The organism is Kribbella sp. WER1 (assembly GCF_054189145.1).
Genome location: NZ_CM135186.1, coordinates 1,104,501 through 1,118,288, shown reverse-complemented (window position 1 = coordinate 1,118,288; position 13,788 = coordinate 1,104,501). Strand labels below are relative to the sequence as shown.

The window sequence follows — 13,788 nt, the reverse complement described above, 5'->3', positions numbered from 1 at the left end:
AAGGTATGTCTTGTCGCCGGTCCCCGGGGCTTGTCGCCAGTTGGTGCACGTCGGTCGGTAGACCGCTGCCTGGATAGCCTTGCCGGGTGGATGAACGGCGGCCGCGGCGGATCTCGCGGGTGGTGCGGTACGGGATTGCTGCCGGCCTGGTGCTGGTGGTCGCGGCGACCGTCGCGGTTCTCGTCAGCGCTGGAACGCGGTCCCACCTGACCACGGTTGCGCTCGTCGTGACGACGATCGGGCTGCTGGCGATCTCGTTGCTGATCGGCAACATGGGATGGCGTCCGCGGATCAACGGACCGTACCTCGACGTCGCCACGCTGATCGGCCGCCAGTCCATCGACCTGACCCGCCTCACCACCACCCGCTGGGAACGCAGCAGGGGCGGCGCGATCTGGATCCGCTTGCACGACGACATCACTGACGTGTCGATCCAGGTACCGGTCCCGCTCCAGGTACGTCCCGCACTGACCCAGGCGCTCAGCGACGCGATCGCCCGCGGCGTGCGGGTCCCGCAGCGGATCACCAACCTCTTCAACCTCCCACCGGTCCCGGGCGCCCCGCGCAACGGCGGCAGCAACCCCGCCGTACTCGCCGGCATCCTCGTCGGCGTACTGGTCTTCGGCATCGTCTTCGGCCTGATCGCCACATCCTGAGCGCCCTCTCAGCGCGGCCCGCCCGCTAGCCCTCTTCGGCGATACGTTGCGGCCGTGGAGGAGACCCGCCCGCGCCGCATCCCACGCCTGACCCGGCTCGGCCTCTCCGTCGGTCTGGTCCTGGTCATCGGCGCGGCGCTCGCCCTGCTGGCCCGCACCGTCGGACGATCCTGGCTGACGTCGGTCGCGCTCGTGATCGCGCTGATCGGTCTGATCGTGATCGCTCAGGTGGTCGGCAACGTCGGGCAGAACGCCCAGATCAACGGGCACTACCTCGAGGCCGGCACCCTGATCGGCCGCCAGTCGGTGGACCTGACCCGGGTGACCGCCGTCCGTTGGGACCGGAGCAAGGGCGGCTCGGTGTCGATCAGTGTCCACGACGACATCACCGACCTGTCGATCCCGGTCCCGGTCCCGTCCGCGGTCGACCCGGTACTGACCGACGCGCTCCGGGCCGCGATCGCCCGCGGCGTCCGACTGCCGCAGCGCGTCACCGACGAGTTCGGCCTGCCGCCGGTCCCGGACGCGCCCCGTAACGGCGGCAGCAAGCTGACGATCCTGGCCGAGATCTTCGTCGCGCTCTCGGCGTTCGCCGTACTGGTCGGCCTGATGAGGTCGTTCTGAACAACGCTACGCTTGGCCGCGTGAGCCTTGCCGTACGAGTGATTCCCTGTCTGGACGTCGACGCCGGCCGCGTGGTCAAGGGCGTCAACTTCGCCGACCTGCGCGACGCGGGCGACCCGGTCGAGATGGCCCAGGTGTACGACGCCGAGGGCGCCGACGAGCTCACCTTCCTCGACATCACCGCCTCCTCGGGCTCCCGCGAGACGACGTACGACGTGGTCCGCCGGACCGCCGAGCAGGTCTTCATCCCGCTGACCGTCGGCGGCGGTGTCCGCGAGGCCGCCGACGTGGACCGTCTGCTCCGGGCAGGCGCCGACAAGGTCGGCATCAATACCGGCGCGATCGCGCGACCGGAGGTCATCCGCGAGATCGCGCACCGCTTCGGCAACCAGGTCCTCGTGCTGTCCCTGGACGTACGGCGCTCCGCCGACCAGCCGAGCGGTTTCGAGGTCACGACCCACGGCGGCCGCCGATCCGCCGGCCTGGACGCGATCGAATGGGCCCAGCGCGGCTGCGAACTCGGCGCGGGCGAGATCCTGCTGAACTCGATGGACGCCGACGGCACCAAGCAGGGCTTCGACCTGGAGCTGATCAAGGCCGTCCGGGCGGTCGTCGACGTACCGCTGATCGCCAGCGGGGGAGCGGGGGCGCCGGAGCACTTCCCGCCGGCGGTCCAGGCGGGCGCGGACGCGGTGCTCGCGGCCAGCGTGTTCCACTTCGGCGACTTCCGGATCGCGGCCGTGAAGCAGGCCCTCCGGGACGCCGGGATAGTGGTCCGGTGAGCACTAAGGTGGAGCGCTCGGAGGAACTCGTCGCGGCGATCGAGTTGGAGCTCTCGGCGTTGTTCCGGCGGTCCCGGTCGGCGTCGCTGCGGCTGGCCCGGCGGGTGCACCCGGACATGGACGCGGCCGGCTACGCGCTGATCTCGCAGATCGAGCTCGGCGCGGGCACCGGCGTCCGGGCCTCGGACGTCGCGCACGTCCTCGGCCTCGACAAGTCGACCGTCAGCCGCGGCATCACCCAGCTGGAGAACCTCGGCCTGATCGAACGCGTCGGCGACCCGGACGACGGCCGCGCCCGCCTGCTCCGGCTCACCACCTCGGGCGCCGAGCGCTACGAGGCGATGCGCACCCAGCGCCAGACCGAGTTCCGCGCGATCCTCGACCGCTGGAACCCGACCGACCTCGCCGACCTCGGCCGCCTCCTCAGCCGGCTGAACACCGACCTCGGCTGAGGCTCCACGCACCGATCGGCAACAGGTAGTAACCACCCATCCACATCCTGCGCATATGGTTGTGGAAACCAACTATCCGTGTATATAGTTGGGTTATGCAACTAGCTCAGCAACCCCTTGTCCCCGGGGTAGAGCGGGATGCGGCGGCCCAGGAGTTGTTGGAGGGGGTCAGCTCCCTGATTCGGGCCGTGCGCTGTATCGAGCACCGGCACCTCGGCGGCGACGGCGCACTGCGCCGGTCGGACGCGAGTGTGCTGAAGGTGCTGATGAAGGACGGTGAGCAGCGCGGCGGCGAGATCGCCGGCAAGCTCGGCGTCGACGCGTCGGTGGTGAGCCGGCAGCTGACCGCGCTGGAGGCCGACGGACTGGTGAGCCGTCGGCCGGATCCCGCCGATGCCCGGGTCGGACTGGTGAGTCTGTCGGCCGAGGGCAAGGCCCGGCTGGAGGCCATGTACTCCGCCTATACCCAGCAACTCAGAACCGCGTTGGCAGACCTCGACGACGACGCGATGACAGCGGCCGCCGCAACGATGCAGCGGGTCGCCGTCGCGATCACCGAGGCCAACACACTCGTGAGGCAAAGCCCCAAGACTGGAGAGTAATGACTGTCACCGAGACCCGGTCGCAGACGCCCACTGCGCCGGAACTCACCCACAAGGAGATCCTCGAGATCCTGATCGGCCTGCTCGCCGCGCTGTTCACGGCGATGCTGAGCTCGACGATCGTCAGCAATGCCCTGCCGACGATCATCGCCGACCTCGAGGGCACCCAGACGCAGTACACGTGGGTCCTCACCGCGAGCCTGCTGGCCACCACGGTGTCCACGCCGATCTGGGGCAAGCTGTCGGACCTGGTGAGCAAGAAGCTGCTGGTCCAGCTGGCGATCTCGGTCTTCGTGATCGGGTCCGCGCTGGCCGGTTTGTCCCACAACGTGCCGTTCCTGATCGGAGCCCGGGTTCTCCAGGGTCTCGCGATGGGCGGTCTGATGGCGCTCGCCCAGGCCATCATCGGCGCCGCGATCCCACCCCGGTCGCGGGGCCGGTACTCCGGTTACATGGGTGCCGTGATGGCGGTCGCGACCGTCAGCGGCCCGTTGATCGGTGGCGTCATCGTCGACACCTCCTGGCTGGGCTGGCGCTGGTGCTTCTACGTCTGTGTCCCGCTGGCCGTGGTCAGCCTGGTGATCCTGCAGAAGTACCTGCGGCTTCCGGTGCTCAAGCGGAAGGTCCAGATCGACTACCTCGGCGCCGTCCTGATCAGCATCGCGGCCAGCCTGCCGCTGCTCTGGGTCACCTTCGCCGGTACCAAGTTCGCCTGGATGTCCTGGCAGTCCGCGCTGTTCGTCGGCGGCACCCTGCTGGTCGGCTTCCTCGCCGTCCTCGTCGAGAACCGGGTCGCCGAGCCGCTCGTCCCGCTGAAGGTCGTCCGGGAGCGCACCACCGCGCTGGCGATCGTGGCCAGCCTGTCGGTCGGTGTCGCGATGTTCGGCAGCGCGCTGTTCCTCGGGCAGTACTTCCAGATCGCCCGCGGGTACAGCCCGACCGAGGCCGGGCTGCTGACCATCCCGATGATGCTCGGCTCGTTCGTCGGCTCGGCCGGCTCCGGGCAGCTGATCACCCGCTACGGCAAGTGGAAGCGGTACCTCGTCTCCGGCGGCGTCCTGCTGCTCGTCGGCCTGGTCATCCTCGGCACCATCGACCACAGCACCCCGTACTGGTACGTCGGACTCGGCATGCTGGCGATGGGCCTGGGCATGGGTATGACGATGCAGAACCTGGTACTCGCCGTCCAGAACACCGTCGACGTCACCCAGATCGGCGCCTCGTCCGCGACGGTGGCGTTCTTCCGCAGCCTCGGCGGTGCGGTCGGCGTCTCGGCCCTCGGCGCGGTGCTCGCCGCGCGGGTCAAGACCCTGATCGTGGCCGGCGTCCTCGCCGGGCCGAACGGTCCCGAGGCGGCGCGCAAGCTGCAGGAAGGCGGTTCGGGCACCAGCCTGCTGGACGTCAAGAACCTCCCGCCGCAGCTGGCCCAGCTGGTCCGCCAGTCGTACGGCGACGCGACCGCGCGGATCTTCCTGATCGCCGCCGCGTGTGCGGTCGTCAGCCTGATCGCAGTTGTGTTCATCAAGGAGGTCCCGCTCCGCAAGACCGTCGCCAAGGTCGACCCCGTCGAGGAACTCGTCGAGGACTGAGCAAACGGAACCGGCGGGGCACTCCGAGGAGGAGTGCCCCGCCGGTTCAGTTCGCCGGAGCCAGTGCGCGGAGCCGGTCCTCGTCGACCTCGAACCCGAGCCCGGGAGCGTCGGGGACCCGCAACATCCCGTCGGACCCGACCAGGACCGGTTCGGTGAGCATGAAGTCGCGGCGGTCCTCGGTCCACGTCGGCGGGTCGATCGGGTATTCGAGGTACGGACCGCCGCCGACGCCCGCGGTCACGTGCAGGTTCGCCAGCAGGCCGATCCCGTTCGACCACGTGTGCGGTGTGAACAGCCGGTTCTTCCGGCGGATCACCTCGGCGAGCGTCCGTACCCGATGCATGCCCGCGGCAAGCACCACGTCGGGCTGGTAGACGTCGAGCGCATCCTGCTCCACCAGGTCCAGCAGCTCCTCGAACGTCCGTACCATCTCCCCGCCGGACACTCGGACGCCGGTCTGCTCCCGGACCGCGCGCAGTCCGCGGACGTCGTCCAGCGGCAGCGGTTCCTCCAGCCAGAAGATGTCCGCCTCCGCGAGCCGCTCGGCGACCCGCCGTACCTGCGGCGGATCCATTGCGCGCCGCACGTCACCAGCCATCCGCCACGCCTGGTTCAGGTCGACCATCAGCCGGAACTCCGGTCCGACCGCTTCCCGGACCGCGAGCACCGTACCGATCCCGTTCTCCAGGTCGTCCGGCGCGACCCGGAGCTTCGCCGCCCGGAACCCGCGCTCCCGCAGCGCCAGGATGCTCTCCACCCGCTCCTCGCGGCCGAGCAGCCGGCCGGTCGACGCGTACGCCGGGACCGCCGTCTCGCAGCCGCCGAACAGCGTCGCCACCGGCGTGTCCAGGGCCTTGCCGATGAGGTCCCACAACGCCACCTCGAGCGGCCAGTACCGGCCGCCGTGGAACGAGATCGTCTCCAGCGAACGGACGTGCCGGCCGATCCGCAGCGGGTCCTGCCCGAGGAACAGGTGCGCGTACGGCTCGAACCCGTCCATGGTGTCGCCGGAGCCGTAGCCGACGATGCCCTCGTCCGTACTGACCTTCACGAGGGTGGCGGCGAACCCGGTCCGCGGTACCGGATCCCAGGCCGCGTCGAACGGCGGGTCGAGCGGCAGGTCGGCGCGGAGCAGTTCGATGGCGGTGATCTTCACGGGTTCTGGTCCTCGAGGGCCTCGGCGACAAGTTGGTCGGGTGGCTCCAGGCCGGTCAGTTCGCGGGTGCGGACGATCGGTGAGCCGATCAACCACACTACGGACAACAGTCCGCCGGCCGCGGACACGAGCAGGGTTTCCCGGACGCCGATCCAGGTGCCGAGGAACCCGCCGGCGACCGCGCCGAGCGGCCTGATGCCGTAGTTGATGCTGCTGAAGGCGCCTGCTACCCGGCTGCGCATGTTGTCGTGGCAGACCACCGCCTGCAACGCGTTCAGCGGTACGTCGAAGCACATGACAGCGAACGCCCCGACGAACTCGGCCACCGCCAGCGCGACCGCCTTCACCCACAGCGGCCCACTCGCCAGCGCGGCGATCGCGATCGAGGTCGGGAACACGATGACACCGAACGCGATCACCGGGCCGGCGCCGAACCGGCGGCTGAGCGGAGAGGCGCTGACTGCGCCGAGCAGCCCGCCCGACGCGCCGACCCCGAACGCCACGCCGATCATCCCCGCGGACAGCCCGAGGATGCGGCTCGCGAACAGGACGAGCAGCGCCGTACTCATCAGGTTGAAGAAGTTCACCGTGGTCGCACAGCCCAGGCTGCGGCTGATGTACGGATGCTTCAGCACGTACCGCATCCCGGCCGCCGCCCGGCGCAGGATCGGCTCGTCGGACTCCTCCGCCGGGCCTGGATCGATCTTCAGCCGGCTGAGCTGCACCGCCGAGAACACGAACGTGAACGCGTCGAGGAGGATCGCGAGCGGCGCGGTCAGCCACTGCGCCAGCAGACCGGCGACGGCCGGCCCGCCCATGAACGAGATCGACCGCGTCGCCGAGAGCTTGCTGTTCGCCTCCAGGAACTGCTCGCGGTCCACCAGCCGGACGAAGAACGACGCGTTCGCCGTGTTGAACACGACATGCGCCGTACCGGCCAGGATCGCGATCGCGTACAAGTGGCCGAGGGCAAGGAAACCGGACCAGTAGGCGACCGGCAGCGTGAGCAGCAGCACCGTCCGGGTCAGGTCCGCGGCGATCATCAGCGGCCGCTTGTCGCGGCGGTGGTCGACCCAGGTGCCGATGAACAGCGAGGCGATGTTCGGCAGCCAGACCGCGGCGGTCAGGAAGCCGACCTGGGTGGGGGAGGCGTCCAGCATCGTCACCGCGATCAGCGGCAGCGCGAGCTCGGTGATCCGGTCGCCGAACTCGGACACGCCCTGCGCGGACCAGAACCGGCGGAACCTCCGGTCCCGCCACAGGCTCGTGGCGGCGAGCCCGTTCATCAGGATTCCATTGCTTCGGGCAAGGAGATCCGCAGGTGCCGGACCGGTCGCGCGTCCGGCGGGACGGCGCCCGCGTCACGGCGCTGGACGTACGGCGCCAGCAGTTGCTCGATCGCGGACTCGATCGCGTCCGCCTCGTCCGGGGTGATCACCAGCAACGTGTTGGCCGACCCGGCCCGCCTGCTCCACTCGGCGTCCAGGCTCGGCTCGGTGTCGGTCAGCCAGGTCTGGGCCGCCTCCAGGGCCTGGCTCATGATCTCGGTCCGCAGCAGCCGGCCGGCCTCGGCGCCGTCCGGAGTGTCCGGCATCTCGTAGCGGAAGCCGCCCGCGACCGCGTACCACCAGCGTTGCCGCTTGTCCGAGCCGCTCGGGGGCGGTCCGTCGTTCACCAGTCCGAAGCCCGCGAGATGTCGCAGATGCCAGCTCGTCACCGAGGGGGAGGCGCCGACGTGTTCCGACAGCTGGGTGGCGGTGGCGGGGCCGTGGCGTTGCAGGTAGCTGAGGGCGGCGAGCCGGACCGGGTGGGCGAGCGCGCGCATCGCCTGGGGATCGGTGATCTCGAAATCGCCGTACGGATTTCTGAGAGACATGTTTCGAGAGTAGTCTCTCAGATCTCGGCACGGCAAGCTCTGTCGCGACTCGGACGACGGGGCGACACTGGATCCGTGGGCAACGACGGCGTTGACCTGTACTGGCGGACGTGGCCGGAGCTGGTCGGCGTCCTGATGGCGATCGGTGCGTCACGTGCAGAGGCGGAGGCCGTCGCCCAGGACGCCTACCTCAAGCTGCTCAGGCGCTGGCATGCCATCGCCCGGTACGACGACCCGGAGGTCTGGGTCCGCGCCCACGCCGTCCGCAGCACGGTCCGCCGGGTGCGCCGCCGGAAGTGGCGCGCCCTGCTCACCGGACGTAGGCGTGCCGGCCTCACGCCGGACCAGCGAGCGGTCGCCGTGCTGCACGACGTGCTGGAGTTGCCGATCGAGCAGATCGCGGACGACTTGCAGCTCCGGATCGGCGCGACGAAGGCTCGCCTGGCCGAGGCTCGGCGGCGGCGTCACCCGGCTGGTGCCCCGGTGGAGCTGACTGCGGACGACGTACCGCCGTTCGAGAGGCTGGAACGGCGGCTGAAGGAACGGCGGGCACGGCAGTACGTCGTCTTCGGCACAGTCGGCACAGTCGTCGGGGTTGCCGCTGTTCTGATCGGGATCGGAATCGCTACCCGGCCGGGAAACCTGAGCGCCGATCCGGAGCCGACGATCGGCTTCGAACGACCGGGGTACGTGGTCGACGGACCGGCTCCACGGCAGTACGAGCTCGGGCCGACGCGTGTCCTGCTGCGTGGAGAGATCGCCGTGACGTCGGCGCGGCCGGATCCGCGGCACCTCACGATGCTGACCGTCGGTGTCGAGCCGGACAACGCGGCGATCGGGCAGTGCATGCCGGACCTGATACTCCGGATCCTGGCGCAGGACGCGGGCTCGGTGCGGATCGCGGCGTACCGCTACGACGTCGGCCCGGACCAGAGCGACGGGCACCGCTGCGCGGCCGCCGGTCCGGCCCCGACCAGCCTCCAGGTCGATCTGCAGAGCCCGCTCGGCAACCGCACGGTGTACGCCGGGACGAAGGGGGAGCGCATCGTGCTCAGGGGGCGGGAGTGCCGGCGGCAGGCCGGCTCGTTCGCTGCCAGATGTCGCTGATCAGGTCGGGGCGCAGGCCGACGCCGGTGTAGAGCGCGACGGCCGGGGTCGGGTTGTTCGCGTCGACGTGCAGGATCGTCCCGGAGCGCCCGGCGGCCGCGTGGACGGCGAAGGCGTGGCGCAGCAGGTACGTCGCGAGGCCGCGCCCGCGGGCGGACGGTACGACGGCCATCCGTCCGACGTACCCGCAGTTGTCGGTGCTGACGAAGTTGTCGTTGCACTCGGTCATCGCGACCGCCCGGCCGGCCTGCTCGAGCACGGTCACCTGCGACCAGTCGAACGTCGACCGGCTCTCCCGCGACGCCACCCACTCCTCGAACGGCCGCGGCAACGTCCCCGGCTGCTCCGCGAACGCCTCCATCAGTACGCCGTGCGCGGCCCGTTGTCCGGCCACGTCCGGAGCACCCCGCCGTACGACGATCCCGTCCGGCACCGCAGGCTCCGCGACCGCCCCGTCGAACCCGATCCGCATCCGGTACACCGACGTCCCGATCGAATACCCCCGCGCGGCAAGCACACCCGGCAGCAGTTGATCCTGCCGAACCACCCCCACCCGAAGAATGGCGGAGGTGACAGCTGCGCGTGCTTCCGCTTGGTGCAGCAGCCAGTTGAGGACGGGTGGCTCGGTGCTGAGGATGTCGACGACCACGTGTGAGCCGCCGGTGATCGGGACCGCCGTGGCTGATCCGGCGAAGCCGGAGGGGCCGAAGGCCACCCAGCCGTCGGTCGCCGGGTTCGTCCCGGGATCGCGGAGGTAGTTGGCGACGTCTTCAGGGCTGTGTTTCGCGAAGCCCAGCAGAGCCGAGGTGTAGGCCGCGGACTGCTCCGAGATCAGCCCGGCGTCCTCCAGGCGCATCGGTCGCCAGGTGTAGCCGGCCGGCAGGCTCATGCCGCGACCTGGAGTCGCCAGACCTCCATCACCAGCACGGCCTGCATCCCGACCGACAGGTACACACCGAGCGCCGGCGTCGGGTTGTTCGTGTCGACGTGCAGGATCGTCCCGCTCCGTCCCGCCGCCGCGTCGATCGCGAACTGGTCCCGCAGCAGGAACTTCGCCAGCCCTTTCCCGCGCGCCTGCTCCAGTACGGCGAGCCGCCCGACGTACCCGCAGTCCTCGTCCTCGACGAACTGGTCGGTGGCCGACAGCATCGCGACCGCCTCGCCGTCCACCTCCAGCACGGTCAGCTGCGACCAGTCGAACGCCGAGTGGTTCTCCTGCGACGCCTGCCACTCCTCGAACGGCCGCGGCGTGAACCCGAACTGCCCGTCGAAAGCCGCATTCAGCACCGCATGCGCCGCCCGCCGGCTCGCCTCGTCGAACGCCCCGCGCCGAACCACCACCCCCTCGGGAACCTCCGGCGCAGCAACCGCCCCGACGTGGTCGATCCGCATCCGGTGGAACACCGTCCCGCGCTCGTACCCGTACCCAGCCAGCCGATCCCGCCGCGCCGCATCGACCTGATACACGACCGTGTCGAGCTGCACCACCGTCTGCCCGTACTCCCGCCCCAGCGACGCCGCCCGCTCCTCGACCTGATCGAGCAGCCACCGCTCCAGCTCAGGATCGGCCGCAACGACGTCCTGGTCAAGCTGCCGCCGATCGCCCTTCCCCGAGATCCACGCGAACCCGGCCGACCGATCGCCCTCGAACACCAGCCAGCCGTCGCGGGCCGCGTCGAAGGACTCGTCGGTCAGCCCGTCCAGCGCATCGTCGAGCGTCCAGTCGGCGAACCCGATCACCGACGTGTTGTACGCGGACACCAGGTCGAGGATCGCCTGCGCGTCCTCTTTCGCGGGCGGTCGGACGGTGTACTTCTCCGGCAGTACGGCGGTCATCCGCCCATCGTGGGGAATGACCGCCGTACCTGTCGACCGGATTAACAGGCCTTGTCCCACTCCGACTCACACAGGTTCGGCGCGGCCTTGAGCGGCGCGACGACCGCGGCGGGCGGCGCCTTGTCTGACCACGACGCCAGCGTGACGCCGACCGCGTCCTCGATCGAGCGCGGGCTGTCCAGGTAGTTGTTGCTGATCATCGAGAACACGAGCTTCCGGCCGTCCTTGTCGGTGACGTACCCGGACAGCGACGTCACCCCGGTGAGCGAGCCGGTCTTGCCGTGCAGGTTGTTCGCGGCCGGCGTGTTCTGCATCCGGCTGCGCAGCGTGCCGCCGACGAACCGGTCCGGGTTGCCGGCGATCGGCAGCGCGTCGTACCACTGCTTCCACCAGGACTCCTTCTGCGCGCCGATCAGTACATCGGTGATCGAGTCGGCCGTGACGTTGACCTTCCGCGACAGGCCCGAGCCGTCGGCCAGCCGGATCCGGCTCGTGTCGACGCCGAGCGTCTTCGCGTACTTCGTGACCACGTCGAGCCCAGCAGGCCAGCTGCCGTCGGCTTCTGCGACCGCGCCCATCGTCTTGACCAGGGTCTCGGCGTGCATGTTGTTGGACAGCTTGAGGAACGGCGTGAGCAGTTCGCCGACCGTCATCGACTCGTCCCGGGCAAGCCGACCGGCACCGGCCGGGGTCGCCGCGTTCTTGATCGAACCGCTGACCGTGATGCCCTGCGCGGCGAGCGCCCGGCGGAACACGTCGGCGGCGTACAGCTCCGGCTCCCAGACCGTCACCCAGTCCTGCTCGACGGACGATCCGAGCGGCATCGACCCGGTGATCCGGACGACGTTGGTGCCGTGGTCGCGGTCGACGCTGATCGTGTTCGCGGAGCCGGCCGCGCCGGTGGTCGCGGTGTTGACCAGCTTCAGTACGCCGTTCGCGGGCACCAGGCCGAGCTTCACCGGAGCGCCGGCGGCGGCACCCGGACGGGTCTCGACGATCGCCGTACCGGAGTCGTAGTCGGTGTTCGGCGCCAGCGTCAGCGCGGAGATCTGCGCGTTGTAGTAGTACGGTTCGTCGTCCCAGGACCAGGTGTCGCCGAGGCGGACGTGGTCGAAGTACGTGTCGTCCGCGATCAGGTCGCCGAAGACCCGCCGGACACCGGCCGCCTTGAGCTGCTTCGCGAGGCCGGCGTAGTCCGACTCGAGCGCGGTCGGGTCGCCGTACCCCTTGAGGTAGAGGTTGCCGAGCAGCTGTCCACCGCGGACGGGTGCGGTGGCGAGCACGTCGGTGTGGAAGCGGTACGACGGGCCGAGCGTGTGCATCGCGGCCGTCGAGGTGAAGAGCTTGGTGTTCGACGCGGGCAGCAGCCGCTCGGCGCCGTTCTTGTCGTACAGCGTCTCGCCGGTGGTCGCGTCCCGGACCACGAGCGCGACCTGCGAACCGTCGTACCGGCTGTCGTTCAGCAGGCCGTCGAGGCGTTGCTGCAGCGGGGTTGCTTGGACGGCGGCCGGCGTCGCGGCCGACTGTCCGACGAAGCCGCCGGCCGCGCCTGTGATGGCGGCGACCGCGGCCACGGCGGCCACCATCCCGCGTCCCGACACTCTCGGTAAAAGACTCACGAGACACTCCCTTGATCCAGGCGGAAATCAACTAGCGGGAGTCTCCACCCCGGAATCTTCAGGGTCCAGTGATTGAGGCGTGGTGTTTCAGGTGAATCGATGTAAAAGTGGATCCGCAGGTATCCGCCCCCACCTGAGGAGTCACCCATGAGACGACTTCTGGCGGCCTTGGTGGCCGCCCTGAGCTTGGCCACGTTCCTGTCCGTCCCGGCGCACGCCGACGCCGGAGCGGTCTTCCCGAGCGAGATCATCGGCGAGAACTTCCCCGACCCGGACGTCTTCGAGCAGAACGGCACCTGGTACGCGTACGCGACCAACGGCAGCCGCGGCACCGTGCCAGTGGCCACCGCGCCGAGCGCGAACGGCCCGTGGACGATCCGCGGCGACGCGATGCCCGGCGGCCCGTCGAGCGCCTGGGCCCAGCCCGGCCGCACCTGGGCGCCGGACGTCTACCCGAACCCGGACGGCACCTACACCCTCACCTACACCGCGTGGCACAAGGCGTCCGGCCGGCAGTGCATCGGCGTCGCGACCGCCACCAGCCCGCTCGGCCCGTTCCAGCCCGTCGGTACGGCGCCGTTGATCTGCCCGCTCGGCATCGGCGGCGCGATCGACCCGAACACGTTCGTGGCCAACGACGGCACCCGCTACCTGGTCTGGAAGAACGACGGCAACGCGGTCAGCCAGCCGTCGACGCTCTGGCTGACCAAGACCGCGAACAACGGCCAGACCCTGGTCGGCGGCAACACCGCGATGCTGACGTCGAGCGGCATCATCGAGGCACCCGACCTGGTGCAGCGCGGATCGCAGTACGTCCTCTACTTCTCCGGCGGCGGGTACAACGACTGCAACTACCTCACGTCGTACGCGACCTCGAAGAGCCTCAGCGGGCCGTGGACGACGGCGTACCGGCCGTTGATGACGACGGCGACGTTCGACAGCCACGTGTGCGGGCCGGGCGGCGCGGACTTCGTCGGCGGCAAGGTGTTCATGCACGGCTGGGTGAACGGCGGCCGGCACCTGTACGTCGCCGACGTCGGGTACGCGAACGACTACCCGGTGGTCCGCGGCAGCCGGGTCCGGTACGAAGCTGAGCGCGGGACGCTCAACCACTGCACGGTCCGGGCGAACGCGGCCGGCGCGTCGGACGGCAAGGTGGTCGCGTACATCGACTACGCCGACTCGTGGGTGGAGAACACGGTGTTCGCCCCGGTGGCCGGCAGTTACACGCTGTACGTCGGGTACGCCAACGGTTCGGCGTCCACCGCCAGCCACGGGCTCGTTGTCAACGGCAACAACGCGGGCTCGGTCAGCTACCCGGTCACGGGCTGGGACAACTGGCACGAGAGTTCGGTGTCCGTCACGCTCAACGCCGGCTGGAACACGATCCGGCTGACCAAGGGCACGCTGTACACGGAGGTCGACTACCTCGAGGTGCAGTAGTTCCGTCGGCGCGACCCCGTAGTCTCGTACTGCACAAGTACGA

At 69.9% G+C, this 13,788-nt stretch carries 14 protein-coding genes; 8 read left to right on the top strand and 6 right to left on the bottom strand.

Going from position 1 to position 13,788, the window contains the following annotated elements; all coding sequences use genetic code 11:
- The first annotated feature begins 86 nt into the window (after positions 1 to 86).
- From ACXJJ3_RS05515 to ACXJJ3_RS05490, 6 genes are all read left to right on the top strand, one after another.
- Positions 87 to 656, top strand: a complete 570-nt coding sequence (locus ACXJJ3_RS05515) for a hypothetical protein (RefSeq protein ID WP_458168850.1) — start codon at positions 87 to 89, stop codon at positions 654 to 656.
- A 54-nt stretch (positions 657 to 710) separates the two neighbouring features.
- Positions 711 to 1,280, top strand: a complete 570-nt coding sequence (locus ACXJJ3_RS05510) for a hypothetical protein (protein WP_458168849.1) — start codon at positions 711 to 713, stop codon at positions 1,278 to 1,280.
- 20 nt (positions 1,281 to 1,300) lie between these two features.
- Positions 1,301 to 2,062, top strand: coding sequence for an imidazole glycerol phosphate synthase subunit HisF (hisF, locus tag ACXJJ3_RS05505; RefSeq protein WP_458168848.1), 762 nt, complete (start codon positions 1,301 to 1,303; stop codon positions 2,060 to 2,062).
- Complete coding sequence (locus ACXJJ3_RS05500; protein WP_458168847.1) at positions 2,059 to 2,514, top strand: MarR family winged helix-turn-helix transcriptional regulator; 456 nt, start codon at positions 2,059 to 2,061, stop codon at positions 2,512 to 2,514. Before hisF ends, ACXJJ3_RS05500 begins: the two co-directional genes overlap by 4 nt.
- 188 nt (positions 2,515 to 2,702) lie before the next feature.
- Entirely contained in the window at positions 2,703 to 3,116 is a 414-nt protein-coding gene (locus ACXJJ3_RS05495; RefSeq protein ID WP_458168846.1) for a MarR family winged helix-turn-helix transcriptional regulator, read from the top strand.
- Complete coding sequence (locus ACXJJ3_RS05490) at positions 3,116 to 4,705, top strand: MDR family MFS transporter (protein ID WP_458168845.1); 1,590 nt, start codon at positions 3,116 to 3,118, stop codon at positions 4,703 to 4,705. Before ACXJJ3_RS05495 ends, ACXJJ3_RS05490 begins: the two co-directional genes overlap by 1 nt.
- 46 nt (positions 4,706 to 4,751) lie before the next feature.
- Here the strand turns inward: ACXJJ3_RS05490 and ACXJJ3_RS05485 are convergent, their stop codons facing one another.
- The 3 genes from ACXJJ3_RS05485 to ACXJJ3_RS05475 are packed head-to-tail and all read right to left on the bottom strand — an operon-like array spanning position 4,752 to position 7,740.
- Positions 4,752 to 5,864 carry a mandelate racemase/muconate lactonizing enzyme family protein gene (locus ACXJJ3_RS05485; RefSeq protein ID WP_458168844.1) on the bottom strand — a complete coding sequence of 371 codons (1,113 nt, stop codon included), beginning with the start codon at positions 5,862 to 5,864 and terminating at the stop codon, positions 4,752 to 4,754.
- A complete protein-coding gene (locus ACXJJ3_RS05480; protein WP_458168843.1) occupies positions 5,861 to 7,150 on the bottom strand; it encodes an MFS transporter in 1,290 nt (429 codons plus the stop codon). Before ACXJJ3_RS05480 ends, ACXJJ3_RS05485 begins: the two co-directional genes overlap by 4 nt.
- Positions 7,150 to 7,740: an ArsR/SmtB family transcription factor gene (locus tag ACXJJ3_RS05475; RefSeq protein WP_458168842.1), complete on the bottom strand. Its 591-nt coding sequence runs from the start codon at positions 7,738 to 7,740 to the stop codon at positions 7,150 to 7,152. Before ACXJJ3_RS05475 ends, ACXJJ3_RS05480 begins: the two co-directional genes overlap by 1 nt.
- Before the next feature lie 75 nt (positions 7,741 to 7,815).
- Here ACXJJ3_RS05475 and ACXJJ3_RS05470 point away from each other — a divergent pair, with 75 nt between their 5' ends.
- On the top strand, positions 7,816 to 8,847 hold the full coding sequence (locus tag ACXJJ3_RS05470) for an RNA polymerase sigma factor (protein WP_458168841.1): 1,032 nt from the start codon (positions 7,816 to 7,818) through the stop codon (positions 8,845 to 8,847).
- Here the strand turns inward: ACXJJ3_RS05470 and ACXJJ3_RS05465 are convergent.
- The 3 genes from ACXJJ3_RS05465 to dacB are packed head-to-tail and all read right to left on the bottom strand — an operon-like array spanning position 8,792 to position 12,269.
- Positions 8,792 to 9,736: a GNAT family N-acetyltransferase gene (locus ACXJJ3_RS05465; protein WP_458168840.1), complete on the bottom strand. Its 945-nt coding sequence runs from the start codon at positions 9,734 to 9,736 to the stop codon at positions 8,792 to 8,794. The two genes, ACXJJ3_RS05470 and ACXJJ3_RS05465, sit on opposite strands and share 56 nt — an antisense overlap.
- Positions 9,733 to 10,683, bottom strand: coding sequence for a GNAT family N-acetyltransferase (locus ACXJJ3_RS05460; protein ID WP_458168839.1), 951 nt, complete (start codon positions 10,681 to 10,683; stop codon positions 9,733 to 9,735). Before ACXJJ3_RS05460 ends, ACXJJ3_RS05465 begins: the two co-directional genes overlap by 4 nt.
- Before the next feature lie 41 nt (positions 10,684 to 10,724).
- The gene (gene dacB, locus ACXJJ3_RS05455) at positions 10,725 to 12,269 is read right to left on the bottom strand and encodes a D-alanyl-D-alanine carboxypeptidase/D-alanyl-D-alanine endopeptidase (protein ID WP_458168838.1); all 1,545 of its coding nucleotides are present in this window, start codon (positions 12,267 to 12,269) and stop codon (positions 10,725 to 10,727) included.
- Between the two features lie 180 nt (positions 12,270 to 12,449).
- Between dacB and ACXJJ3_RS05450 the strand changes: the two genes are divergently transcribed.
- Complete coding sequence (locus ACXJJ3_RS05450) at positions 12,450 to 13,745, top strand: family 43 glycosylhydrolase (RefSeq protein WP_458168837.1); 1,296 nt, start codon at positions 12,450 to 12,452, stop codon at positions 13,743 to 13,745.
- Positions 13,746 to 13,788: the final 43 nt, after the last annotated feature.